This window comes from Microscilla marina ATCC 23134 (genome assembly GCF_000169175.1).
Classification (GTDB): Bacteria; Bacteroidota; Bacteroidia; order Cytophagales; family Microscillaceae; genus Microscilla; species Microscilla marina.
The window spans coordinates 188,960-213,390 of sequence record NZ_AAWS01000010.1 but is presented as its reverse complement, the minus strand read 5'-3'; the positions used below and the strand labels follow the sequence as shown (position 1 = coordinate 213,390).

Annotated in this window: 23 protein-coding genes and 1 CRISPR repeat array; of the genes, 11 read left to right on the top strand and 12 right to left on the bottom strand. The window is 40.9% G+C overall.

The genetic code is table 11. The features are described 5' to 3' along the window. Window positions 1-87: 87 nt before the first annotated feature. Complete coding sequence (locus M23134_RS11470) at window positions 88-1,485, bottom strand: M24 family metallopeptidase (protein WP_002696158.1); 1,398 nt, start codon at window positions 1,483-1,485, stop codon at window positions 88-90. Between the two features lie 377 nt (window positions 1,486-1,862). Between M23134_RS11470 and M23134_RS11465 the strand changes: the two genes are divergently transcribed. Both M23134_RS11465 and M23134_RS11460 read left to right on the top strand, forming a co-directional pair. Further along, window positions 1,863-2,510, top strand: a complete 648-nt coding sequence (locus M23134_RS11465) for a tetratricopeptide repeat protein (RefSeq protein ID WP_002696156.1) — start codon at window positions 1,863-1,865, stop codon at window positions 2,508-2,510. A 3-nt stretch (window positions 2,511-2,513) separates the two neighbouring features. Next, window positions 2,514-3,149, top strand: a complete 636-nt coding sequence (locus M23134_RS11460) for an aquaporin (protein ID WP_002696154.1) — start codon at window positions 2,514-2,516, stop codon at window positions 3,147-3,149. Between the two features lie 104 nt (window positions 3,150-3,253). Here M23134_RS11460 and M23134_RS11455 read toward each other — a convergent pair whose 3' ends face one another. Both M23134_RS11455 and M23134_RS11450 read right to left on the bottom strand, forming a co-directional pair. Then, on the bottom strand, window positions 3,254-4,075 hold the full coding sequence (locus tag M23134_RS11455) for a hypothetical protein (protein ID WP_002696152.1): 822 nt from the start codon (window positions 4,073-4,075) through the stop codon (window positions 3,254-3,256). A gap of 269 nt (window positions 4,076-4,344) precedes the next feature. Further along, the gene (locus M23134_RS11450; RefSeq protein WP_045113402.1) at window positions 4,345-4,842 is read right to left on the bottom strand and encodes a fasciclin domain-containing protein; all 498 of its coding nucleotides are present in this window, start codon (window positions 4,840-4,842) and stop codon (window positions 4,345-4,347) included. Window positions 4,843-5,325: 483 nt separating this feature from the next. Here M23134_RS11450 and M23134_RS11445 point away from each other — a divergent pair, with 483 nt between their 5' ends. The 7 genes from M23134_RS11445 (at window position 5,326) to M23134_RS11415 (ending at window position 15,191) form a co-directional block, all read left to right on the top strand. After that, window positions 5,326-5,943: a hypothetical protein gene (locus M23134_RS11445; RefSeq protein WP_002696146.1), complete on the top strand. Its 618-nt coding sequence runs from the start codon at window positions 5,326-5,328 to the stop codon at window positions 5,941-5,943. A 7-nt stretch (window positions 5,944-5,950) separates the two neighbouring features. After that, window positions 5,951-6,955, top strand: a complete 1,005-nt coding sequence (locus tag M23134_RS11440) for a hypothetical protein (protein WP_002696144.1) — start codon at window positions 5,951-5,953, stop codon at window positions 6,953-6,955. 469 nt (window positions 6,956-7,424) lie between these two features. Continuing rightward, window positions 7,425-9,740, top strand: coding sequence for a serpin family protein (locus tag M23134_RS11435; protein ID WP_002696141.1), 2,316 nt, complete (start codon window positions 7,425-7,427; stop codon window positions 9,738-9,740). 97 nt (window positions 9,741-9,837) lie between these two features. Then, on the top strand, window positions 9,838-10,419 hold the full coding sequence (locus tag M23134_RS11430; RefSeq protein ID WP_157558445.1) for a lipocalin-like domain-containing protein: 582 nt from the start codon (window positions 9,838-9,840) through the stop codon (window positions 10,417-10,419). A 632-nt stretch (window positions 10,420-11,051) separates the two neighbouring features. Beyond that, on the top strand, window positions 11,052-12,593 hold the full coding sequence (locus M23134_RS11425; protein ID WP_002696135.1) for a S8 family peptidase: 1,542 nt from the start codon (window positions 11,052-11,054) through the stop codon (window positions 12,591-12,593). A gap of 37 nt (window positions 12,594-12,630) precedes the next feature. Next, window positions 12,631-13,656, top strand: a complete 1,026-nt coding sequence (locus M23134_RS11420; protein WP_002696133.1) for a tail fiber domain-containing protein — start codon at window positions 12,631-12,633, stop codon at window positions 13,654-13,656. 644 nt (window positions 13,657-14,300) lie between these two features. After that, window positions 14,301-15,191 (top strand): MBL fold metallo-hydrolase, encoded by an 891-nt coding sequence (locus tag M23134_RS11415; RefSeq protein ID WP_045113401.1) that lies wholly within the window; start codon window positions 14,301-14,303, stop codon window positions 15,189-15,191. A gap of 144 nt (window positions 15,192-15,335) precedes the next feature. Here M23134_RS11415 and M23134_RS11410 read toward each other — a convergent pair whose 3' ends face one another. Beyond that, a complete protein-coding gene (locus M23134_RS11410) occupies window positions 15,336-15,623 on the bottom strand; it encodes a hypothetical protein (RefSeq protein ID WP_002696130.1) in 288 nt (95 codons plus the stop codon). 122 nt (window positions 15,624-15,745) lie between these two features. Continuing rightward, entirely contained in the window at window positions 15,746-16,108 is a 363-nt protein-coding gene (locus tag M23134_RS11405; protein WP_157558444.1) for a hypothetical protein, read from the bottom strand. Window positions 16,109-16,470: 362 nt separating this feature from the next. Between M23134_RS11405 and M23134_RS42055 the strand changes: the two genes are divergently transcribed. Beyond that, window positions 16,471-16,917, top strand: coding sequence for a CRISPR-associated protein Cas4 (locus tag M23134_RS42055; RefSeq protein ID WP_232296803.1), 447 nt, complete (start codon window positions 16,471-16,473; stop codon window positions 16,915-16,917). Between the two features lie 202 nt (window positions 16,918-17,119). Further along, window positions 17,120-19,428: direct repeats of the CRISPR family, unit length 37 nt; unit sequence CTTTAAGAGCTACTTCCACTAAAACAAGGATTGAAAC. 216 nt (window positions 19,429-19,644) lie between these two features. Here M23134_RS42055 and M23134_RS11390 read toward each other — a convergent pair. From M23134_RS11390 to M23134_RS11375, 4 genes are read right to left on the bottom strand one after another with little or no spacing between them, the layout of a single operon-like run. Further along, complete coding sequence (locus tag M23134_RS11390) at window positions 19,645-20,442, bottom strand: hypothetical protein (protein ID WP_002696121.1); 798 nt, start codon at window positions 20,440-20,442, stop codon at window positions 19,645-19,647. 1 nt (window position 20,443) lies between these two features. Further along, window positions 20,444-21,271, bottom strand: a complete 828-nt coding sequence (locus M23134_RS37925; protein ID WP_002696119.1) for a formylglycine-generating enzyme family protein — start codon at window positions 21,269-21,271, stop codon at window positions 20,444-20,446. A 37-nt stretch (window positions 21,272-21,308) separates the two neighbouring features. Further along, complete coding sequence (locus M23134_RS11380) at window positions 21,309-22,094, bottom strand: hypothetical protein (RefSeq protein ID WP_002696117.1); 786 nt, start codon at window positions 22,092-22,094, stop codon at window positions 21,309-21,311. Window positions 22,095-22,127: 33 nt separating this feature from the next. Further along, complete coding sequence (locus M23134_RS11375) at window positions 22,128-22,706, bottom strand: hypothetical protein (protein ID WP_002696114.1); 579 nt, start codon at window positions 22,704-22,706, stop codon at window positions 22,128-22,130. 109 nt (window positions 22,707-22,815) lie between these two features. Here M23134_RS11375 and M23134_RS11370 point away from each other — a divergent pair, with 109 nt between their 5' ends. Further along, a complete protein-coding gene (locus M23134_RS11370) occupies window positions 22,816-23,247 on the top strand; it encodes a hypothetical protein (protein WP_002696112.1) in 432 nt (143 codons plus the stop codon). Between the two features lie 50 nt (window positions 23,248-23,297). Here M23134_RS11370 and M23134_RS41770 read toward each other — a convergent pair whose 3' ends face one another. Genes M23134_RS41770 through M23134_RS11365 form a run of 3 tightly spaced genes read right to left on the bottom strand, consistent with a single transcriptional unit; the run spans window position 23,298 to window position 24,402 of the window. Next, a complete protein-coding gene (locus tag M23134_RS41770; protein WP_002696111.1) occupies window positions 23,298-23,441 on the bottom strand; it encodes a hypothetical protein in 144 nt (47 codons plus the stop codon). 11 nt (window positions 23,442-23,452) lie between these two features. Then, window positions 23,453-23,587: a hypothetical protein gene (locus M23134_RS42480; protein WP_002696109.1), complete on the bottom strand. Its 135-nt coding sequence runs from the start codon at window positions 23,585-23,587 to the stop codon at window positions 23,453-23,455. Next, window positions 23,572-24,402 (bottom strand): hypothetical protein, encoded by an 831-nt coding sequence (locus tag M23134_RS11365; protein ID WP_002696107.1) that lies wholly within the window; start codon window positions 24,400-24,402, stop codon window positions 23,572-23,574. Before M23134_RS11365 ends, M23134_RS42480 begins: the two co-directional genes overlap by 16 nt. Window positions 24,403-24,431: the final 29 nt, after the last annotated feature.

Here is a 24,431-nt window from a genome sequence, read left to right as displayed (position 1 = left end):
CTATACAATTCATCAACTACTGAAAAAAAGCATACTATGAATTGTTTAACCACGTATAACACAGGCTAAACTAAAACCACTACTCTCCTATTTACGTTTTTTCACATCTAAATGCCTCATTGGGCGTGGAATCAGTAAAATTTGCTTTTGTCTGCCACCAATGTATTGAAACCCTGTTTTGTCGAAATATCCGTCCTCTTCCAACATTACTCTTATCTTTTTATTATTCCATTCAGGTATTTTTACTTTGGCGTTTAACTCTATAGAATAAGCCGTGTTGTAATGCAAAGGATAGTCTCCTTTGCCAGGAACGCCCCCTTGTTGGTCCCAAAGCCCTATAGTAGGTCCGGCAGCGTGCCCATGAAACCCAATAGGATGGGTATAAATGGTGGCCTCAATGCCTTCTTGGTTGGCTTGTGTCAATGCTCGTTTCAACACTTCGTTTCCAGTACGTCCTACTTTAAACTGATCGGTGAGAATGTCTTGCAAACGCATACCCACCTTAAAAGCATCGCGCAAACCTTTAGGTGCTTCGGTTTCGTCAGGCTTAAGAATGTAAGCGTGTTGCTGGGTATCAGTATTGAGGCGTAAATAGGTAATGCCAAAGTCTACGTGGATCAAATCGCCTGGCATAATGACTTCTTCGCCTGGTTTGGAGGCAAAACTCCGGCTTTGTTCGTTGCGATTTGCATCGTTGCGTTGTATATCTACCGAGGGGTGAAACCAAGCCTGTAGTTTGAGCTCGGCAATCCGGTCGCGGTACCACCATTGCACATCTTGAGTGGTAGTCACTCCAGGTTGAATCACTTTTTCAGAAAAACCTTCACTGATAATTTGGTGAGCAATGCGCATCACCTGGCTATATACTGCCATTTCTTGTGGAGTGCGCGTTTCCAGCCAACCAATTGCCAAACGCTCGCCCGACACTATTTTTTTTACAAATTTAGCCGAAAGGTTGGCTTTCAACTCTTCCATTTCTTTCCAATTTACTCCATCGGCCAGCCCAAACTCTTTGGAATAATTCAAGGCAATTTTTTGAGGGTTTCGTTGAGCTATTACGTCTGCAAGGGCTTTCCACTGATTGGGTTGTTTTTCTGGGTTCCAGGCACGTTTAAACACCTTGCCTACATCATAACGGGCAATGGCAAGGGTTTCTAGACTGCCTTGTTTGGGTTGGTACATCACCAAAATAGTACGACGACGAGCCGCCATCCACTCGGCAGGCAACATGGTTTCAATGACAGGGTCTTCGTTGTACTCGCGCGACATGATAATCCACATATCAATGTCTTCGTGTTTCATCAATGCAGGGAGTACCGTTTTAGCTCGAATATAGAGCCAATCGTTGATTAACTTTGCCCGTGACTGCATCGACAAGATTTTGGGCATATAGTCTTGTGCTTGTATTGCCATAGGGCAAAGCGCACTTAACCACAGAACAATAAATAAAAACAGGGTTTGAAAATCTTTGTATTTGTTTTGCATTGTACATTATTGGGTTGGTGTAACTAAGGAACGTGATCGCCCCGTAAACGGGATTTCGGGCGTAGCCCTCAACAATAACCCCGATAAGAAATCGGGACTTTGAAGCTGTCCGATTTAGAACCTATTAGCTTCGTAGAGCTTGAACTTCGTTCTGCGGTTCTCTTCACTGACTTTCGTTACTGATTTTGAACATGTTCCTAAATAAGGCCACAAGTTACAATTGCTTTACATTATCTCCCACAACAATTGTCGTGTTGAGCTTCTCTTAGAGCTAATATGTATACCCGATTGTTTTTGATAATTGATATAATTCTTTTTTACCTTGCTTATATTTGGCAGCTGGACTAATTATTTAAGTAAAAAATAAAAAGCTCTTTATGGAAGATGACAATGAAATGGATTGGTATGACAAAGCTTTGGAGCATTTTGGAAACAGAGCAAACTGTCAGGCATTGCTGTGTATTGAATATTACGAAGAGCTTGATGCCGACTCAGAGCCAGCTAAGTTACTCAAAGCCAATATTTTGATTGGCTTACACCGCTTTGAAGATGCAGAACGCATATTGGATGAGTTTCCGATGGATGTGCCCCGCCCCGAACGATTGAATCACGTCATCAAAAAGCATTACTATCAGGTAAAAGGTGATTTGAAAGACCTACAGGGTAAGTTTAACGAAGCAGCTGATTTTTATCAAAAATTGATTGACCTTGAGCCAGACGAAACCTTGGGATATATACTAAAAGGTGCTTGTTTGGCAAAAGCAGGAGAGTTTGAAGAAGCTAAAGAACTGCATAACCACGCCACCCAACTAGAAGGCGACCCCGATGAGGCTTACTTGAACCTGGGGCTTATTTATCGTGCCGAGGGCAAGCTTTACGCTGCCAAAAAAGCTTTTATGGAGGCGCTCACCATTACCCCCGAATACACCGAAGCGCAAGAAGGTTTGCAGGACGTAAACGAAGCGATGGCGCTCGAAAAACAAATCTATGAATTAAGACTTAAAAACAATTCTGACGACAATTAAGCGATGAAAAAATACGTGGCTGAAATCATAGGCACTTATGCCTTGGTATTTTGTGGAACCGGAGCAATAGTAATCAACCAGCATACTCAGGGAACAGTGACCCATGCAGGCATTGCCGTTACTTTTGGTTTGGTAGTAATGGCGTTAATTTTTGCATTTGGTAAGCTCTCTGGAGCACATATCAACCCAGCCGTGAGTATAGCCTTTGCGCTGACTGATATTTTTCCTAAAAAAGAACTCGTTCCCTATATTACCAGCCAACTTATTGGGGCTTTGCTTGCATCGGGTAGCCTGCGACTCATGTTTCCTGAAAGTGTGGGACTGGGCGAAACTATTCCGGCAGGCAGCGATTTGCAATCATTTATTCTGGAGGTGATACTGACCTATCTGTTGATGTTGGTGATACTTATGGTAAGCCAAAACGACCCATCGGTCAGTCAGTTTACGGCCGTTGCTGTAGGTGGGGTAGTATTGTTTGAGGCTTGGTTTGCCGGTCCCATATCGGGGGCATCAATGAACCCGGCACGATCTATTGCTCCAGCAGTGGCATCAGGCAACCTCAACAGCCTTTGGGTATACCTTACTGCGCCTATACTGGGGGCGGTGCTTGCTACATTTAGTTGGAAGTACCTGAAGTAATGGCTTCAGTGATACGCCATGCTTGTCAAGTTTTGATAAAAAAATACGCGAATGGAACAAAATCCATATCGCGTATTTTATGCAATTGATGTCGGCTGTGCTTATTAATTACACAGGCTTTTTCCTTTTACCTTGCTGTGCAAATCTTTTGCTTGCCTAAAATTTTTCTCTGCTTTTTTTAGTGTTTTTAAGTAGTCATCAGGCATTTTAGAGGTGCTACCCGAAAACCCATAACTTAACAACTCTTTTGCTTTTTCGTAACACTTCTCACAATCACTTTCATACCGCTGTATCTTACTACAATTCACCTTTTTGCCACTGTCGTAGTCTTTCTTCATAATAGTAAGGTCTCGCTTAATGTCCTGAAAACGAAGTTTGCACTTGTCTTTAAAACGAGTCAGTTTGCTGTTATAATTGCTTACAGAACAATAAAACACTCTTTTGTCTTTTATTTGCGTGTATTTGTGTTTTACAATTCTGCTAATGCTGCCTTTCACGTGGTTAATTGCACGTATATGGTCGGCATCGCCTCCCCCAAAACAAGCTTTCTCCCGATCTTCACGGGCTTTTTTACATTTTTTTGCTTTGTCAGCAATCAGATCATATACTTTTACTTGTACTCTACCATCTTTTGCCAAAGCACGTTGATATTCCGGGCTCTTAGCGGGTGTCCAGGCAGCATCAAATGATTTGCAAAAAGTAGTTACTTTGCGCGTATAACTGTCCAACGACGATTGACTACAGTCGGCGCATATCCTTTTTCTGCGCCCTTTTACGGTAACCATTACCGATTTTCCTGTTTTACAGTCTGCGTCTTTGGTGCACTCCTCCCCTATTTTCTTTTTACTTTGGGCAGATGCAGGCACCGCCATGATCATAAAAATAAATAAACTGGATACTAAAAATAGTTTAGGTAAGATTTTCATAAATTAGTTTTGAATTAGTAGACAAAAAAGTCTTGGTTTAATAATGAGTCAAAACTAAAGTAATTATGGTGTAAAAACAATCTATGTTGTTCATATATAATATGCTTACCAGCACCTAACAATCTGCCTAAGCAAGTAAATAGGAGCATCAATGGTGTGGCAATATGAGCAAGTCACCAGAACTTTACATATAAAAAAATACGCGAGGCGGATTCCGCCTCGCGTATTTAGTTTCTGTCTTAAACTAAACTAATACAAACAAACATCTATTATTTACTCTTCTTTGCCATAGAAGGAGGCAATATCACTTTATTGATCACGTGTACTACGCCATTTTTGGCTTTTACATCGGCAATTACTACTTCGGCTCCATTGATCCAAACTTTGCCGCCTTTCTTCACTATTTTAATTTTTTCTCCTTGTACCGATGCTACCTTTTGGTAATCTTTGAGACCACCTGACATTGCTTTGGCGGCTACCACGTGGTAGGTTAGAACTTTTACTAAAGCCTTTTTGTTTTCAGGTTTTAGCAAAAAATCCAACGTGCCTTTGGGCAAAGCAGCAAAAGCATCGTTCGTTGGTGCAAATACTGTAAATGGTCCTTCGCTCTTTAGCGTGTTTACCAAATCTCCTGCTTTTACGGCAGCTACCAGGGTTGACAAGTTTTTATTGCCTACAGCAAGGTCTACAATGTCTTTGTTTTGGGCTTGGGCTTGAAACGATAAAGCAAATACAGTCAATAAAGCGAAAACGAATCTGATTTTCATTGGTCTAAATTTTAGAGTTGATGATTGATTTTTGAATTAAAAACAATTTTTGATTGATCCGGAACAACTAAAAACTGACCTACTTACGGGGTGTCTAAGGCAAACGGATTGGTGCTTTTTGAAAAAAAATGGCAACCGTTTTTTGGCAAAAGTGTTCAAGCTAAAACCCATATTACGCCATTTTTATAGCTCCCCATATCGCCAATGTATAGGTGGTAAACAAAGCTAAAGCATTGATATTCTATGGTTTCTATACCACGCTTCAATATTTTTTATAAATTGTTAATCAATTGCTAAACCGACATTCACACTCATGCAATCAACTTGTTTTTTTATGAAAAAAATTACAAAACTTTTTTTCAACCTACTCCTTTTCCGAGCCAGGCACCAATACCAAAGGCTGCCTCACACGCAACTATTCAACAAAAAAAATGACGTTTTTGCCTGCCATGTGAACCTTGTAGCTAAGAAAAAACACAAACTATGAAAAGAATATATGCTTGGATTGTCTGGTTTTTTGTACTGACTGCTGCTGTTACTTCAGGGGTGTATTTGGGGATGAAAGCAGTAGAAAATGACAAAATAACGAGCGCAGCATTGAAAAAAGAACGCGCCCAAAAAAAGGTGGTCAAAAACGCAAAAGCTCAATTGCTACAAGAACTACAAACCAATGCGGGGCAGTTGGGGCTAAGCTATGACTACCACCAGGTAATGAAAGATACTTTGAGCCAATTGCTGCAACAAAAAGAGCAATTTAATTTTCCTGCCCAATTATGGAAAGGAATGTTTGCCCCTGTTTTACGCTCTGCCCAATACCATCGTTTGGCCGCCACCCAGCAATTGGCTTTGTTGGCCTCCCCTTTACCCGAAAAACTCGCTACTGTGCACGATTTGCAACAACAATTAACCAGGTTGAGCGCACCTGCTACAGATTATTGGTGGCAACAAGAACTCAACGCCCGCCCCAACACTACTGCCAAGGCTTTATTGACTCTGCTTACTCGCTATTGTGTACTAGAGCAAAAACTGGATAAGCTTTACGGTGAAGTTTTTGTGTATATTCAGGCGTCGAAACAGACAACAACCAAGAAAGGAAAGTAAAAGATAAATGAAGTACAAGATCAACTACATCATTGCCCTGGGGGCCTTGTTATGCCTGAGTGCTACAGATGGCTTTGCTCAAAACAACCAATACACTACTGAAATATATGGCAAGGTAGCACAGTTTAAAACCCTCAAGCTGCCCAAAAAGCTGACCGTAGTAACACAGGATTTTTTTAATCAACAAGCCAACCACGCTTATATAAATGGTGATGGCAGCTATAAGGTGCGTTTTCAGAAATACTACGAGGGACGGGTATTTTTAAAGTATCGTTCGCACACCCAAAGCATATACATACGCCCTGGCGAAAAGCTACAAGTAAACTGGATGCCCATTGGTAATACAAAAAACCTTGTAGAGTTTTTGGGCGAAAGCCCCAGCACCAGCCTCAACCAAACTATCACTCAGTGGAAAAACTACCAAACTCGCTCAGCACCTTATCATGAGTGGATGCGTGATTTGACCTTTGCCCAACTACAAGACAGCGTGACCCAATACACCCGATCTGAGCTTAAGCGCCTACAGCAATTTTGCCTGAGTAGCCAATGTTCGGGAGAGTTTTTGCAGTGGGCAAGAACAGCTATATTATATACCGAAGCCCACCAATTGATGCGTTTTCGGTGGTATCAGCCCGTGGCAAACAACAAGAGCCCGCTCAAAGTAATACCCAAAGGTTACAATTATAGCTTTACTTACAAATTTAGCCTGAACCAACCCCGCGCCCTGAAAACCCTCCCCTACTGTAGCTACATCCACGAACACAACCAACACTGGCGCTACATTGCCTACAGCAAAAAGGTATTGGACTCTCAAAAAATTGACCGGGAAAAAGAACTTGCCTGGATTATAAAAAACACGGAGCAAGGGCTTGCCCGTGACTTGATGCTTGCCGAAAATTATGGGGCTTTGGTGCAAGAGGGTAACCAAACTTTGATCAAGAAACTTACTCCGTTGTTTCTCAAATATGTGCAGTTTGTGCCTGCCCGCGATTATATCAAAGAGTTGAATTAAGGAACGAAAAAAAAATAACCCCCGAATCAAGTTCGGGGCTGTAAGTTTTCAGTTTGGAGGTGCTCTTTCACTGAAAACACGTACTTTATTTACTGGTTGCTCCCTAAATAATAAACTGAGCTTTCTCAGGTTAAAAATTTGTTCTTTTGTATACTTTAGCAGTATATCAAAATTGATTTAATAATTCAAGAATCGGGTTTTTGTAAGCCGTTCCTTTTGCTCCAGGTCAAAAGGAACCAAAACCCCGCAGCTGTATTTTGTGGTTGCTAAAATTTGTTTCATTACGCCGAAACAGCTCAAACTCGCCTGTGGCTCAAACAGTGATCTGTTTTTACGGCTTCATTACTCAAATTTCTTAACGCCCACAAAATAAGGCTGAATCCAGCTGACGCACTTATAAAACAACGCTGTATTTTTTCTGAATTAACCAAAAATATCTACTGCGAAGGGTCAGTTATAAAGTAAAATTATGCAAAAAATTTCTCAAAAACTACTCTGCCTACAAATAGCCAAGCAAGGCTATAGCAACTTATTGTTTTCGCCCTTGAGCCTTGAGGTTTTGCTGGGGCTGGCCTTGCCCGGCACCCAAGGGGCAAGTCGCCAAGCCTTGCTCCAAGCACTGGAGATAACAGAAGAGGAAGTAAACAGTTATTTGGCAGAGCTACAAGTCACTACTGAATCGTTGTTGGGCATAGCAAAACCTGCCACTGAATACCACCACAACTATACACAGGTACAGCTTGCCAATAGTTTGTGGTACGCTGCCCATGTTCAAGTACACCCCCACTACGCCCGCACCCTCAACACGCGTTTTCCGATGGAGTGGTTTGCGCTGGATGACCCGCCCCCCACCAGCATAGATAGGATAAACCAATGGGCAAACGAGCAAACCAATGGTATGATTCCGCAATTGCCCATTCCTTTGCACGAGCAAACAGTAGCGGTATTGCTCAGTGCCTTATACCTCAAGGGGTTTTGGTCGCGCGAGTTTAGCGAGATAGGCAACAGTGCCGAGTTTTTTTATAAGCTAGACGGGAGCGAAGACCTGTGCGAATATATGAACATCACCCAAGATACCGACGAAGGACGAGCGGAGGCTTATTACCTCAAGAAAGACCGCTTTCACGCCTTGCGGCTGATGCTCAACGATGGGCGGATAGGGTTAGAGGTATACTTACCGTATGAAAAAGCAGGCCTGGCTGATTTTATAAACCCGCTCCAAGGGCACGAGTTGGACGCTTGGCAAGAGGAGTTTGTACCTGCTCCTTATTTTTACTTTTTGCTGCCCAAATTTGAAACCACCAGCAGTATACAACTAGCCGAATTTGCCGAACAAATGGGGCTGGAAGCATTGTTTGCCGCGTCGGACGATTTTGCGCCTATGCTCGACAGTGCCGAACTCCTAAAGGTAGATGACATAGCTCAAGAGGTGAAAGTAAAGGTAACCAAAGAGGGATTAGAAGCGGCAGCGGTGAGTTATATGGTGGCAGTAGGAGGCGCGGCTTTTTATGAAGAACCTGAACGGCACGAAATGATTATTTTTGAGGCAGATCACCCGTTTTTGTACCGCATAGTAGACACAGTTACGCAAAAAACGCTTTTTCAAGGAATATTTACCACACCTGTACATTCTAAAGATGTTTTTTTAGAACACTTCAACCAGCGCACCTATAAAGTATACGACAAAAACCTGGCTGACCTCAGTGGCCAGGAGCGTTTTGTATTTGCCACGTTGCTGTTAGAACTCACCTTTGCCCAACACCCACTCAAGTACGATCAGGTACAGGTGTTTATTGAGCAAATATGGGCAGAACTTGCTACCGAGAGGGAGTTTGACAACCAGTTACTGGTACAAGACTTTAGAGAATACATAGAAATGTTACTCAATATTTTTGAAGAAGACGAGCTACCTGCCGAAGGTAAGTTTGCAGCAGTGGCAGAAGAGGTTTCACGAATTTTTGAAGATATATTGAGCCGCTTTGTGCACCTGTTCGAATTTAAAGCTAAAATCTATGAATGCAACAAAGGCAATACCCTTCACTTTATCCAATCTATGCTCAAAACCAACACCCAACTGCCCAACTATGCTCATACTGTAGGGCTGATTCGTGCCCGGCAAAAAGGACACTCGGTACAACGCATTGGTATTGATGCATTACATTTTGATGAGGTGCCTACCAAAATTGTGTATACCGAAGAAGAAAAACGGGAACAAGCTGAAGCTAAAGCCGAAATAGAACTTGCCCAAAAAATCAATCGGGTAGACAAGGCTTTTAAGGTGGGTTTTGTAACCTACGCCTTGACACGCTTGCGGACTAAATTGGGCGAAAGCTCCACAGTGATGGATAAAATAATGGTACAAATGGAGTTATATATACAAGCACCCAATCCAGCATTAAAAGATACAATCGTAGAAATAATGGCTTGGGCAACACAAACAGAAAGTTATCATGTGCTGACGGGCTTTGATACTAAAGACCGATTGCAACTGAAGCTTTTGAGAAAAAAGCACCCTGAGCTCATGACCATGCTCTCTATGGTAGGGGCTGAGTTTTCGGAGCGAGGTTTTTGGGAGGTGTACGATGCCACACAAACCAACGAATTGCTCATTCAAGTAAATAGCTTGCTGGCACAACATCAGCTTGCCTTGCCTCCACTTGCCAATTTGGTAGAAGCAGTGGCAGAAATGCCCAAAGGTACTGTATTTGATCAAGTGTTTTTTGAGGAGATAGAAGATTTTATAACATCTGCGAAAAACGATTTATCTCAGTTTTCGGAGGGGTAAAAGGGCTTTATAAACTCACATCGGTGTTTGCTTTACGCAAATTGACTGTTCATAAATTAGAAGGTAATTACTTGTAGAATTTTTAATAAATTTAACGATGAAAAAAGCATTACTCTGCGCTTGGTTGCTGGGCTGTTGTATGGCATTGGCACAAGCCCAACAATCGCCCAACCCCACCCTCATTATAGGTGTGTGGGAGTCTGCCACTGCTGCCCCCAGGGCAGTATTCACAAACGGGCAAGTGACTTATACCGAAGCCGAACCTATCAACTATCAGGTCAAAGGCAACAAAATTATTTACAAAGGAATGGGGCAAACTTATACCAGTCAGATAGTGACGCTTACCTTTGACAGGTTGGTAGAAAAAACCAGTAGTGGCAACGTAATAAAGTGGACGCGGGTGGTGGAAATTCCCAGCAATGATGCAGCATTGCTCCAGGGCGATTGGGTGTACCGCCCTGCCGACCAAGGGATGCCGTCTTACCTGAGCTTTAGGGGTAAACAAGTAGATATGGGAATGATGGGTAACTATAGTTACCACATCAAAAACAAGCGGATGTACTTCAAGAACATCAAAGGAGGGGCAGATTTTAGCCAAAAAATTGTATACATCAACAAAAAAAGCATGGGGCTATCTTCCGCCGAAGGAAGCGAGATACAAGTATATGTAAAAAAATAAGCCCTACTGCCAGACATTGTTCATAAGATAATGAGCACTCTCACCATTGAGGGTGCTTTTTTTGTTTATACAGTTTCTTTTCTTAGCCACAAAACACTATTAACCAACACATTACATCTCAATCACCACACCCTATAAACAAGCCGTATTGCTTGCTTGTCACTAACTAAACACTGCACTTCCCCCTTATTTTCACCTTATAAACTCAAAACTTCATTTGATAAACTCAAACCAACGGTTCATAAATTTAGGTACAAACCCCTCAATAAATCCATTTAGGTTTGCATTACACAACTACATACTATTGAGGATAAAATAATAAACACTACTTGATTGTAATGAAGCAAATAAGTGCAACATAAAGCTGTGCTTTTGCCCATATTATCAAATGTCCCCTGGGCACTTGGTGGTTGACAAGCCCGCATCAACTTAAAATAAGAGCTTGTTTAAATTTTCGTTTACAGGAGATTTTATGATGAATTTTTGGATTAGATGCGTCAAATTTTGAAGGAATAGCAGCGCTATTGCCGATAAATTTGACAATATATAATCAGAAAAGTCACGTAAAAGACCTAATCAATGAATTTTAAATAAGCTCTAAGAAAGGGCATATTACTAACACAAAACAAGTAATGAAAAAGTTAATTATTTTGTATTGCCTCTTGCTTATGTATGGCAGTGTAGCCTATGCACAAGAGTGCTACCCCAACCAAGCGGGGAAGTATCAATATTACCTGAATATGCAGGGAGATGTAGCCAAAACCTTTAATAAGGCTACACTGATACACCTGTTGAGCCAGTCGAAAGCTGTCAGCAAAACCAGCCTGGAAACTCTTGAAGCAGCCATTGAAACAGCTGCTAAGTCGTTTCCCACTGCCAAAACTGCTTTGCTGCAAAAGTCGGTCACGATGATTTCAGCTAAAGACAACCTTACCGAAGCATTGGCACAGTTCAAAGATGTATTTTCATTTGTAGAAAAGCTTTGCTTTCCGAAAGATATGTTGCTGTACGAACCCAACGACTTTGCCATTGGTGGCAACCACCCCAAAACCCACCTGGAGCTGATCAAAGCCCCTGGTGCCTGGGATATTAGCAAGGGAGACTCGCGCATAGCCATTGGTATTACAGACACCTACATGGACCCCAATCACGATGAGTTTAAAAACAAACTTACCCTGTTGCAAAACAGTAGTTTTGTAGACCATCATGGGGTGGCAGTGGCAGGTTGTGCTGCAGCAGACACCGACAACGGCATAGGCATCGCTGCGGCAGGATTTCATTCGTCTATTGTGTTTTCATCGCAAGCTTTCAGCGACAATGTAGTGTTGCAGATGGCTCAAATGCAAGGGGTAAGGGTGATTAACTGTAGTTGGATCAACAACTGCTCGCATAGTGTAACCCAACAGGCGGTATACGACGAAATAAGAAATGTGCACAATGTATTGGTAGTGGCAGGAGCAGGTAACAAGCCTACGCACTGCGGCGACAATGCTTATGTATACCCGGCTGCTTATAACAGTGTGGTTTCGGTTACCTCGGTGGGGCACACCAACAATGTGGGGCATGTAAACCCAACCAACGGCAATAAAATGAACTGGAAAGATTGCCACGAACAAACCATAGGCAGTGTAGCGAGTACGCACCACCACAACAACAAGGTAAACATTGCAGCGCCTGGCTATCAGGTATTTACCACTTATGCCAATAACGGCTATGGCTACGGTTGGGGTACTTCGTTTGCTTCGCCTATAGTAGCCGGAGTTTGTGCCTTGGTAGCCGCAGTAAACCCTTGCCTTACTGCCACCGAAATACAAAACATTGTGTTGTCTACCGCTGACCCAAGTTTGTACCTCATTCCCGAAAACGCCAATTATACGGGCTTGCTCGGTACGGGTAGGGTTGACGCCGAAGCAGCAGTAAAACGTGCCTTTGACCTGGGTACGGTGTATGTGCAAAACCAAACCTACAATGGCACTACCAACACCGAAACGGCGCAAACGATGCTCAAGGCGGGGTACAATGTAGACAACAGCCAACCCTTTGGCAATGTCATTATCAAATCGGGCAGCAATGTTACTTTTAGAGCTACCCACAAAATCGTTTTTGGCGAAAACTTTAAAATAGAAAACAACGCCGTTTTCAAAGCCAAAATTTATCAATCAACCTGTTTCTAAATCTACACACACAAAACATCTTAAGAGTTAAACCATTATGAAAAATATAAAATCATTGATTGCAGCGTTGTTGCTGCTTACCGGAGCTACGGCTGTACAAGCCCAACTACAAGTAAGAAACGACGAGTTTATCCAGATTGGCTATGAAGACTACCGCACTCTGTCGTTTGGCATAGAGTCTAACACGCCCAACAATGGCAAGTATGCTATAGAGTACTGGCAAGGGGGACTCAATTTTTGGAAACCCTGGCCTACACCTTACACTGCCAACTATGTGTTGTTTTTGCGAGATGATAATCACATTGGCATGGGTACTTCGGGTAGCAATGCCTACCGTTTAGATGTGGCAGGAACTGCCCGCAGCACGGGTTGGTATACTACCTCAGACAAACGCCTGAAGTCTAACATTAACCCTATTGAAGGAAGCCTCACCAAGTTGTTGCAGCTCAAGGGGGTGTCGTACCAATATACGTTTGAGTTGAACAAATATGGCGACCTTTCGGGAGAGAAAATTACTGAGATCAAGCAAAAAACAATTGACGCTGACAAGCCTTATACATCGAAAGCCAAACAACGCCTGGGGTTTATTGCCCAAGACCTGCAACAAGTACTGCCAGAAGCGGTGGCAAAAGATGAAAAGGGTTTTTTGAGTGTAAATTATAGCGAGGTGGTTCCTTTGTTGGTAGAGGCAATGAAAGAACAACAAGCCAAAATTGATGCCTTGGAAAATGCCTTGAACGACCTCAAATCGGGTGCAAGCAAAAGAAGTACTGAACGCAACACCACCACGTCTTCATCTATGCTTTATAATAATTTCCCTAACCCTTTGGGCGAAAAAACAACCATTCAGTATTTTCTTGATAAAAACAATGCGGGCGTACCTAACCACATTTATATTTATAACCAACAAGGGGCAAAGGTAAAAGAAATTGCTTTGGTAAATGCCACTGGCAAAGGACAGGTAGAGGTAAACACGGCAGGACTAAAAGCGGGGGTATATATCTATACGTTGGTATCGAACGGTAAAAAGGTGGCTTCTAAACGTATGATTGTAAGTAAGTAACTCAAGTTACGCAGTTTTCTGAAGGTCACCTGCTTCTATTGTTGAATGGCTATATTGTTGCGCAATGCGTAGCCCAACCATTGAGCAATAAAGCCATATAACCATCAAAATAAGTAGGTCTGCGTAACTTCAGTAACTGGATGGTTATATTGCTCTATTGTTTCGCAATGCATCGCAGCATAGTGTAGCCATTCAAAAGATTAATTTTAATATCAATGAGAACACCTTTGCCTTGGGCGGAGGTGTTTTTTTATGCATTTCTGCGAAAACCTTGTAAATTGAACTTTGTAATTACCTTAGTAATGTTGCCGAAATAATGTCAGCACATTTAAGTAAATATTTTTTCGCTAGACAAGGCGAAAAATCGGCTAATAGCAGCGCTATTCGGCTATTTTTCAACGATGTATAGCGACTAAAATATACAGTTAAAATGGGGAAGTTATTTTGACTGCATTACTTAGTGATCTTTCATAAATAATTTGAGCCATTAAAGTGTATCTATTGCCCTCATTCTTCTCAAAAAAAAGCCTCATAGCTTTGGCTATGCACCGTTTTTTTTGAATCGTCTGAGAACAATATATTTTCTTAAATTGGCACATCTTATTTTTTCCAGATCACTTATGACTTTTGCTCCCAATAAAAATATGATACACGTAATAGATTTACATTTTCTTAAAAACAACGAAACCATTGCCGCTTTTTTGGTAGAAACCAGCGTTGGACCCGTATTGATTGAAACGGGACCTTACTCTACCTTCTCACATTTGCAAAAAGGCGTAGAAGAAGCCGGCTTTAAATTAGATGATATACGCCATGTACTGCTTTCGCACATTCACTTTGACCACGCGGGGGCAGCTTGGGCACTGGCCGAAAAGGGCGCTCAAATATATGTACACCCCTTTGGTGCCAAACACATTGCCGAACCGGGCAAACTAACCGAGTCGGCACGCAAAATATACCAAGACCAAATGGATGTGCTCTGGGGCGACATTCGCCCTATAGACAAGGCATTGATTCACGAAACAGCTGACCAGGAAGAGCTTACGGTGGGCGATTGTACATTTAAAGCCTGGCATACTCCGGGGCATGCCAGCCACCACATTGCCTGGCAGCTCGGCGATGCAGTGTTTACGGGCGATGTGGCAGGGGTGCGCATTGGGCGTGGTCCGGTAGTGGCGCCTTGTCCTCCACCCGACATCAATATTGAACAATGGGAGACTTCTATCAATACATTGCGGGCGCTCAAACCTGCCAAAATGTATTTGACTCATTATGGTTGTGTCACTGACTATGCTCCCCACCTCGACCAACTGGAAAAGGGTTTGCACGAATACGCGGCTTATGTAAAAGAACTGATGCATGAGGGAATTGAATTGCCCAAAATGATTCAGAAATTTGAGGCTTTTGCCGCCAAGCCTTTGGTAGAGCTAGGCTTTAGCAAAGAAGAGGTAGCACAATACAACGCGGCTAATCCTGCTTTTATGAGTGTAACCGGGCTCATGCGTTATTGGAAGAAAAAGGCAGTGACGCAGTAGGTTGAACACCTGATGGTTTTGTTTTAACAACCAACCCCATCAGGTGTAAACTATCCTCACTGGTTTAAGTATTAAGACTTAACACCTGCCAATAGTGGCAAGTTTGTAGTTCGATATTACACGAAAGTCAAAAACTACTATTGTCTATCTAGCCAAACAAATCTTTTCTATAGTAGCAAAGTTAGGTATCCATACTAGAGGTGGGTCTTCTTCTTTAAGAGGATCATACACACTGGTTACTTCTTCAATACGCCCTGTTACTACCACTTTTTGACCTTCAAAACGTTTTACTTCTGTTGGAGAGCGTAATGCAGCCTTTTCGTAAGGGGGCAAAAGCATTACCTCAAGTGTATCGTTTACTACTATTTTGTAAAGCCCTATGTGTTTGCCAGGTGCTTTTTGAGCAATTACATTTTTGGTATAAACTCCCATCAATGTAGCTGTTTGACCAAACTTGAGCTTACTTAGACTAGTCAGTTTGTAACTTTTAGGCGACCTGTTGCAACCCATTAGACTTAAGGCAATGATTACACAACATATTAACATTTTAGGGGTCATTTCTTTTGAATGGTAAGGGTTGTAGGGGTTTTACCATGTTGTTGAGATTCCTTGTGTTGTTCATGAAAGGTTTGCCCCTCCTTTTGGGTTCCATACATTGAGAAACTCCATTTTTTATTTTGCTCGTTTCTTCGGCTTACAGAGTAATTTTCTAATGTTACATTATCTGCACCATCGTCGCTCTTCATAACAACTCCTGCCCAGTGATAAATCCAGTATCTTCTATTCGAATCTTTTTCACCACCAGACGCCATCGTATAACCTTGCCCTATCTCAGGATTGGCATATTTATTTATCTGTAGCTGTTTGTCTATTGTTTCGCGTTTTGCTTTGGGTTGTTTATTGTAAAAATAAAGCATAGCGTCGCCATACTGCAATCTTTTTACTAGGTATTTTATACGCAGGCCTTGCCTTTCGCAGGTCAAAAAATTGTTTAATAAAATAATATACCAGTCAGCAAACAAGCTAATAAAATACAATGATTTGGGTATCTATAAGCCGTTACTTCCCCGAATCAGGTTCGGTTCACAACTCCGAGCTTGCTCTCGGAGGATCGTGGATTTTCTCCAGGTAAAAAAGTAACCAAAACCGAAGCCCAAGCTCTGCCTTTTCGGCTTCGTTTCACAGATTCCCCGAATACAAGTTCGGAATTTTTCAACTTAACGGCAACAAACTAAGGCTGAATCCAGCTGACGCAACCCTAGTCCTAAACTGTATTTTTTTGCTTAAAAACAAAAATACGTACTGCGAAAGGTCAGTAACTAACATAAGTCCTATCAATGCCAAAATTGAAGTAAAAGCAGCCAGAATACCCAAGATACTACGCGACATAAAAAAAGGAATTCTTTTGCGAGGCTTACGTTTGCTCAAAGTATTCGCTTGGTGCATTTCATTCTCTATTTCCCAATCAGTCAATTCCTCTTCAGTATCATCTTTAAACCTATACCTTGGGCAAAGACTTTACGTGGAGGTAACCGAGGGGTTTTTGGTGTATACGCGTTCACGCAATAAAGTAGTACCCGTAGAGATAAGCCCACAAGCCAAACAGCTGGTAAAAGCGGCGGTACAAGAAATGGTGGTGGTAACCAATGAAAATATTTTCCCAAAAGCTACCAAATCTAAAAAAAGATGTGCAACTTGTACCCATCGAAACGTGTGCCCTCAATAAGAAGAAAATCTTTGCCGGAGGGCAATTTATTTGAGGTTGTCTCAAATCCCCCTTTAACAAGCTGACTATAAGCAGGTTGCCTATTCGGAAAACTTGCCAAAATGGGCTTAAAAAGCACTTTGACGTATTGATTTTTTTGATTTTAACCTCTAGTGATTTCACTATAACTCACTGGTAATTAGTTGATAACAAAGAAAGACGACTTTAAGAGCTACTTCCACTAAAACAAGGATTGAAACCAAGGGCTTCAACGTCGACTAATGCATCATGCGCCCCCTTTAAGAGCTACTTCCACTAAAACAAGGATTGAAACACTACGCGTTCTAATTTTTCAACGTCTCTTTTTCTCTTTAAGAGCTACTTCCACTAAAACAAGGATTGAAACGAAACAGTTGGCGCGCAGCTTCCTCAAAATCTGCGCTTTAAGAGCTACTTCCACTAAAACAAGGATTGAAACCGGCTATACAAAACGGGTCGGCATACTTTGAGACGTCTTTAAGAGCTACTTCCACTAAAACAAGGATTGAAACCCGGGGGTTCCCCGGCTCTTTGGCTCCAACCATCGGCTTTAAGAGCTACTTCCACTAAAACAAGGATTGAAACCCGTAACATCACCAATCGTTAAGTTTTTGAGTACTAACTTTAAGAGCTACTTCCACTAAAACAAGGATTGAAACACGCAACAATATTACCTTTCTCCGTACATTACGCGTCCTCCTTTAAGAGCTACTTCCACTAAAACAAGGATTGAAACAGACAAATGCGTATATCAATAGCCTACAAAGGTTATCACCTTTAAGAGCTACTTCCACTAAAACAAGGATTGAAACCTCTACGTACAGTCAAAGCACAAGGTCAAACTAATACTTTAAGAGCTACTTCCACTAAAACAAGGATTGAAACAAGTATGAACATTTGGTTCATCACATTAAGAATGACCTTTAAGAGCTACTTCCACTAAAACAAGGATTGAAACTCTGAAGCAATAGTTGCATCAGGCACCTATCGAGCCTTTAAGAGCTACTTCCACTAAAACAAGGATTGAAACTGAATAACTCTGTTTGTTTCATACAAATTACGGGTCTTTAAGAGCTACTTCCACTAAAACAAGGATTGAAACTTGCTCTGTTTAGCATAACATCTAGCAGATTGTCTTTAAGAGCTACTTCCACTAAAACAAGGATTGAAACGGGTATGACGAATTTCAACGCGTGGCAAGCATAACACTTTAAGAGCTACTTCCACTAAAACAAGGATTGAAACGCTGCTACAGATGTTTATAATGAGCTTGACATGTCTACTTTAAGAGCTACTTCCACTAAAACAAGGATTGAAACCCCTTCAAATTGCTGTCCTACCGAACCGATCCGAAAACTTTAAGAGCTACTTCCACTAAAACAAGGATTGAAACAATACCTCTTTAAGTGCTTACAAAAAATGCATAGACTTTAAGAGCTACTTCCACTAAAACAAGGATTGAAACTTGAACCAAGCAGGCCTGGTCAAGTTCGATGAAAAAACTTTAAGAGCTACTTCCACTAAAACAAGGATTGAAACAGCTATAAAATAATGACCCTAGTTGCACGTAGAATCACTTTAAGAGCTACTTCCACTAAAACAAGGATTGAAACGGCGGGGGCGCGCTTGAAGACCTCGGAGGGCTTGAGCTTTAAGAGCTACTTCCACTAAAACAAGGATTGAAACTTGGTAGGCTCAATGTAAAGGTGCAGTTTATCAGGGCTTTAAGAGCTACTTCCACTAAAACAAGGATTGAAACAAATTATAGTTTGCATGTATCTGTGTCTTATAGTTCTTTAAGAGCTACTTCCACTAAAACAAGGATTGAAACTAGAAAAACAGTATAATAAATTTCAAAAATAAATCTTCTTTAAGAGCTACTTCCACTAAAACAAGGATTGAAACTTTTGTTCCAGTGTTTTCGAGTAAAATAAAGATACGAACTTTAAGAGCTACTTCCACTAAAACAAGGATTGAAACCTTCTGGTGGTAAAGTAGTTTTAGTGTTCTCCATCACCTTTAAGAGCTACTTCCACTAAAACAAGGATTGAAACCCCTGTAGTCCAGTACGTTATCATCTGAGTTCTGAACTTTAAGAGCTACTTCCACTAAAACAAGGATTGAAACTTGATTCTGCACAGGTTTATTATGGCAAAGCGATGAACTTTAAGAGCTACTTCCACTAAAACAAGGATTGAAACTTGATTCTGCACAGGTTTATTATGGCAAAGCGATGAACTTTAAGAGCTACTTCCACTAAAACAAGGATTGAAACATTCCGATACCGTGGATCGATACCCCGATATAGTGCTTTAAGAGCTACTTCCACTAAAACAAGGATTGAAACTATTTCAGTTTATTTTCATAAACTCTAGCAAAGCTACTTTAAGAGCTACTTCCACTAAAACAAGGATTGAAACTTATTGAGTTTTTGGATGAACTTTTTTTTGCCTGTACTTTAAGAGCTACTTCCACTAAAACAAGGATTGAAACTCAATAAATTCATGGTAAAGCTCCACGTGGGAGGCTACTCTTACCACTTGCTGAGCACAAGTTTTTTGGTGAGCGCCCACCCACAAAGCACAAAACAAAAGGACGAGTTTCTTCATTATTTCAATTGTTAGGTTGGTAAGTAACTCCTTTAATTCTAATGGCTTCTTTAATGGCGTTTACATTATGCCTGTAAAAAAGCTTTGTCATCCAAGGTTATTATTCTATTCCTGTCTGTTCATTGTGCACTATTACCCAATGGTTGCCTTGCTTCATTAACCAACTTCTCATAAAGGAACCTTCCAGATAATAATCTACTACTGCACCATTTAGCCTAGTATTAAGTTGTATCTGATCAATCTTAGGTTGTGCAGTAATATCAGTTACCAAGCTAAGCGGCATATTTAACAGCTTACCCAGAAAGTCTCTTTTTTTGTAAGAAACCTCATCAGCCAAAAACTTATCAAATACTTTTTGGTATATTTCGTGAAAATATAAAGTAATCACACCTTTATATTTTATAGGTGGGCTAAAGTGTCTAAGGGTGTCCCAAGGCATATTTTTGGCAAAATCTATTGCATAGGGCAGTTGTCCTTGAATGACCAGGTATTTGACACCAGTAAAATCTGTCTTTTCTTTGCGTTGTTTCCAGCCAAAAGGTGAAAAATCGAAGGGTGAAAACATATCCATGAATAGTTGAGTAAGGGCAGGTGCAACCGTATCTGAAGCTGGGTAATGGTTGTGTTGCTTTGCCGAATAAATTGCCCAACTTTGCAAAAAAGCTTCTAATTGTTTTGTAGAATTAGCTTCATAGGCTGTCTGAAGTTGCCTATATAATGAATCTACCATTTTGTGTTGGTTTATGGTATCTACCGTAGCCCTAGGGCGTAATGTAGTACTATGTGGCATAACTTGGCGTAAATGAGCTTTACTTCTACTGGTATTGCCTTCTGGCAGTGTTTGACAAGCTTCCAGCAGCAAAAAGAACAGCAGTATATAATATTTAAGATTTGTCATGTTATTTTTCTCTTACTATCCGAAACCCTACTCTATTACTCCCATCAAGAGGCAAAGCACTCAATCTATTCACTACTTTACAATATTTAGCAGCACTTGCCCAACTTCCACCACGTATGCATTTAAACCCAGTAGGAGCATAGTTAATAGGGTTATTTCTTTTGCTATGGATATAAAAAACTTTGTCGTACCAGTCAAAACACCACTCTTGTACATTACCAGTCATATCGTGCAAACCAAGCCCATTGGCTTGTTTGGCTCCTACTTCATTCACCTTCCGGGTATTCTCACGGTACCAAGCTATTTCGTCTAAATAATTGCTTCCGGCATAGGTATGGCTTTTACCTCTATCTCTGGCAGCATATTCCCACTCCGCCTCAGTGGGCAATCGGTAGTATTGCCCGGTTTTAGCAGACAACCAACGGCAATAATTATCTGCTCCATACCAGGTAACACCTACTACGGGGTGGTTTTTATACTTTTGTTCTACATAAAGCTTGCCCTTGGTAGTATCTGGTATACACTTGCTTAGGGGGATGTCTATCCAATATTCAAACTCGTCTATTCGAGCTAGTTTGTCGTTCAAAAACAACACATATTCAGCATTGGTTACTTCAAATTTGCCCATATAAAAACCTTGTAAGACAACCTCATGTACAGGGCGTGCACCTATACGTTTAATATTCGAATTAGTATCTGGTGTGGCTTGCCCCATTTCAAAACTGCCGCCTTTTACAAACACCATTTGTGGCAGTATAACCTTTGTCTTATTTTGGCAAGAGGTGGCCAACAAAATTAAGAGCATAAAAAATAATTTGTCGTATAACATTCGTTTAACTTTAATTTGAAGTAGAACAAAAAAATACTTAGTCATATTCTGCTAAATTTTGTATACTACGTACTATCACCCAATCATTGCCTTGTTTCATAAGCCAACTTTTAATTATAAGGTTTCCCAAATAATAGTCTACTACCGCCCCTGTGAGTTCATGATTTAATTGTATGCGCTCGATTGAAGCCTGAGAGCCAATACTGTTAATTGCCCAAGGGGGTAGAGTTAATATTTTACCTAAAAAACTTTTTTTGCTATAATCAATATCCTTTGCCAAAAAACGGCTAAAAGCTTGCGTATACACCTCATCACAATATAACATAGTGAGGTTTGGATACTTTATGGGTAAGCTAAAATTTCTCAGTGTATCTCGGTGAGCATTTTTGGCAAAGCCAATGCTATAGGGTACGCTCCCTTGCATAAGCAAGTATTTAGCGTCAGTAAACAATACTTTGTGTTGGTATGACTTCCAATCTACCGAGGTAAAATCATTAGACGACAACATAGCCATAAATACTTGAATAAGGGCTTGAGCTATGGTGTCTGATGTAGGGTAACTTTGGGCTTGTTTTGCCGAATAAGCTGCCCAATCTTGAACAAAAGTGTTTAGTCGGATAGTAGATTTTGTTTCATAAGCTCTCTGAAGTCGTTGGTACAACGAATCTACCATTTGGCGTTGTTGGGCAGTATCTATTGCAGCCTTGGGGTGTAGCTTATGATGTTGGTGTAAATTATCTTGATTAGTGTTATTTTCTGGTGATGATGTACAAGCCCCTACAAGGAAAAAAAGCCAAAGTATGTAATATTTTACATTGGTCATCTTGATTTATTTTTTGTACCGTTTTGCATGACTTTAATCTTTTCTTATCCCATCACTCATGAAGGAAGGATCGCCTCGAAAATAAAAACGGTCAGATAGCCCCATATACCACAAGCCTATACTTAGTAACAATGTGATAGCAAAAAAGCTCCAAATAGATAGCCTAATATAGGGTAGGTCACCTATCACTAACATAAGTCCTATCAATGCCAAAATTGAAGTAAAAACAGCCAGAATACCCAAGACACTACGCGACATAAAAAAAGTAATTCTTTTGCGAGGCTTACGTTTGCTCAAAGTATTCGCTTGGTGCATTTCATTCTCTATTTCCCAATCAGTCAATTCCTCTTCAGTATCATCTTTAAACCTATACCTTGGGCTAAGCCCCACCATAAACATGAAACCTCCTAACAAAGTCGCCAACAATGACCCAATTAAAATATAATAGTTAATGGTAGAAGGCGTTTGTTTTAAGGTTTGCTCTAACAACATCACCCCTTCGCCCAAAAAGAAAGGCAAACCTATGATTAAAAATACAACACCCCCTGTGCTTGCGCACACATTGCGAGATATAAAAGGTATGTTTACTCTGTCTTTTGATCTATTATCCATTGGTATTTTTTAGTTTTCTAAAATAAGTTTTTACTCTCTTTTTTTTTATCAAAAGCTATTTAACTTACCACAAGTTGTTTTGGTAGTGTAACAGTTTAACTCAAAGTATATGTATCACCATAAAGCCAGTAATGCCAAAATATTTTATGACCATTTGGGCATCCATATTTCTTTTTTAGGAAGTAAGCTTATAATTGCCTGGAATGAAATTGAATTTTGTTCTATTACCCCTGCCTTAGAAAAAGTCAATGGAGAGTGGTGTACTTATAACAAGAAACCTATAGCACAACTTCAGCTTATAGAACTAAAGTTTGTGATCAAAAATCGCCCATCAGTTCTAAATAGAGCCAGTTTTATAATGAAACTACTGCTTTGGTTTGGCTTACGCTTAAAACCACTACTTGCGGCTGATGATACACCTACACATCACACAGGAGTATTTACCCTTGAAATACACCTCAAAAAACAAAAAAATATAGGGAATGAATTTATAAGTATAGTGGAGAACTATGTAAAACTTGATATTTTATATAGTTTGTAAATAAGCAAGGCTAAACGTATTACTTGATATGTTCAGTCTTGTTTGTTGTACTAGTCAAATAAACCATCTAACCACTTGCCTACTTCACGCCCTATAGCTTTGCCTATAGTGGCTGTAACAATTCCTAAAGCCATACCTCCTATAGCAGCTCCTGCTATAATAGCCATTGCAGGCAACGAACCAGCTACAGCCAACCCTGCGGCTACTATCCCATGCCCAGGCTCATACCAGCGGCTCCGCCTAGCATAGCCATCAACTCTCCTGTAACTGTTTCTAAAGTTGGTTCATCATAAATATTGTAAGCTGCTATACCAAAACCTGTAACTAATCCTCTGTCCATAGAGGGCGCTTATGAAATACTTCGTCATCGCTTCCTTCAAGAAATTTAATCACCTTATACTTACCCGCTTTAGCCAAAGCAAATGCTTGCCTCAGGCTTGCATAGGTAAAATCGGAGAGCCGGGTTTGGGGGGGGCGAGGCTGTAGCAATATATGTTGAGAAGTCAAACCAGTGGAGGGCACCTCATATAAATATTCAAGCAGGTTTAGTTTGGCTGGCACCTCGTTAGGGAGATTATTCACCAACATAAAGAGCGGCATACCTACTTCGTCAAGCAAATATACATTGCTCAGATGCTTGCCCATGTATTTGTATTTCCAAGCATATTTTGCAAAAGCAAGCGTCATTTGTTGTTGCAAATCTACCATGATCATTACATTGCCTTGGTGGTTGTTAGGAGGCATATAAAGCGGAGCAAAGAAGGCAAAGTTATGGTCTAAATAATGTAATATCCCCTCACGCCCTCCATTAGGTTCGGGCCACCCTACCTTTATCTGTCCATTTGGTTTTACTTGCAAGTAGTAGTCACCCGTTTTTTGCGAAGGGGTGTGGGCATTAAACAAAGCCTGCCAACTATTGGCTCTTTTGGTTGAGTTTTCCTTCAAACGCTTATAAAACTTCTGGTCGTTGAAGGTGTACTGGTCATAAACCAATGCTTTGTTCAACAAAGAGTCGAGCAAATGCTTCGCAACTTGCTCATATTGGGTAGGGGGTTGGGTGCCATAGCTTACCGTATAGCGCGGGCTGCTTGAGCCACAACCCCACAACAAAGCCAACCAACCCCAGATGCTTACATAATATTTAATCGAGCCCATAGTAGTTGTTTTTTGATCCTATGTTAACT

Coding starts and splice junctions, on each gene's coding strand:
- M23134_RS11470 (WP_002696158.1), bottom strand. CDS start 1,485: ATGCAAAACAAATACAAAGATTTTCAAACCCTGTTTTTATTTATTGTT.
- M23134_RS11465 (WP_002696156.1), top strand. CDS start 1,863: ATGGAAGATGACAATGAAATGGATTGGTATGACAAAGCTTTGGAGCAT.
- M23134_RS11460 (WP_002696154.1), top strand. CDS start 2,514: ATGAAAAAATACGTGGCTGAAATCATAGGCACTTATGCCTTGGTATTT.
- M23134_RS11455 (WP_002696152.1), bottom strand. CDS start 4,075: ATGAAAATCTTACCTAAACTATTTTTAGTATCCAGTTTATTTATTTTT.
- M23134_RS11450 (WP_045113402.1), bottom strand. CDS start 4,842: ATGAAAATCAGATTCGTTTTCGCTTTATTGACTGTATTTGCTTTATCG.
- M23134_RS11445 (WP_002696146.1), top strand. CDS start 5,326: ATGAAAAGAATATATGCTTGGATTGTCTGGTTTTTTGTACTGACTGCT.
- M23134_RS11440 (WP_002696144.1), top strand. CDS start 5,951: ATGAAGTACAAGATCAACTACATCATTGCCCTGGGGGCCTTGTTATGC.
- M23134_RS11435 (WP_002696141.1), top strand. CDS start 7,425: ATGCAAAAAATTTCTCAAAAACTACTCTGCCTACAAATAGCCAAGCAA.
- M23134_RS11430 (WP_157558445.1), top strand. CDS start 9,838: ATGAAAAAAGCATTACTCTGCGCTTGGTTGCTGGGCTGTTGTATGGCA.
- M23134_RS11425 (WP_002696135.1), top strand. CDS start 11,052: ATGAAAAAGTTAATTATTTTGTATTGCCTCTTGCTTATGTATGGCAGT.
- M23134_RS11420 (WP_002696133.1), top strand. CDS start 12,631: ATGAAAAATATAAAATCATTGATTGCAGCGTTGTTGCTGCTTACCGGA.
- M23134_RS11415 (WP_045113401.1), top strand. CDS start 14,301: ATGATACACGTAATAGATTTACATTTTCTTAAAAACAACGAAACCATT.
- M23134_RS11410 (WP_002696130.1), bottom strand. CDS start 15,623: ATGGGAGTTTATACCAAAAATGTAATTGCTCAAAAAGCACCTGGCAAA.
- M23134_RS11405 (WP_157558444.1), bottom strand. CDS start 16,108: ATGCTTTATTTTTACAATAAACAACCCAAAGCAAAACGCGAAACAATA.
- M23134_RS11390 (WP_002696121.1), bottom strand. CDS start 20,442: ATGACAAATCTTAAATATTATATACTGCTGTTCTTTTTGCTGCTGGAA.
- M23134_RS37925 (WP_002696119.1), bottom strand. CDS start 21,271: ATGTTATACGACAAATTATTTTTTATGCTCTTAATTTTGTTGGCCACC.
- M23134_RS11380 (WP_002696117.1), bottom strand. CDS start 22,094: ATGACCAATGTAAAATATTACATACTTTGGCTTTTTTTCCTTGTAGGG.
- M23134_RS11375 (WP_002696114.1), bottom strand. CDS start 22,706: ATGGATAATAGATCAAAAGACAGAGTAAACATACCTTTTATATCTCGC.
- M23134_RS11370 (WP_002696112.1), top strand. CDS start 22,816: ATGTATCACCATAAAGCCAGTAATGCCAAAATATTTTATGACCATTTG.
- M23134_RS42480 (WP_002696109.1), bottom strand. CDS start 23,587: ATGGACAGAGGATTAGTTACAGGTTTTGGTATAGCAGCTTACAATATT.
- M23134_RS11365 (WP_002696107.1), bottom strand. CDS start 24,402: ATGGGCTCGATTAAATATTATGTAAGCATCTGGGGTTGGTTGGCTTTG.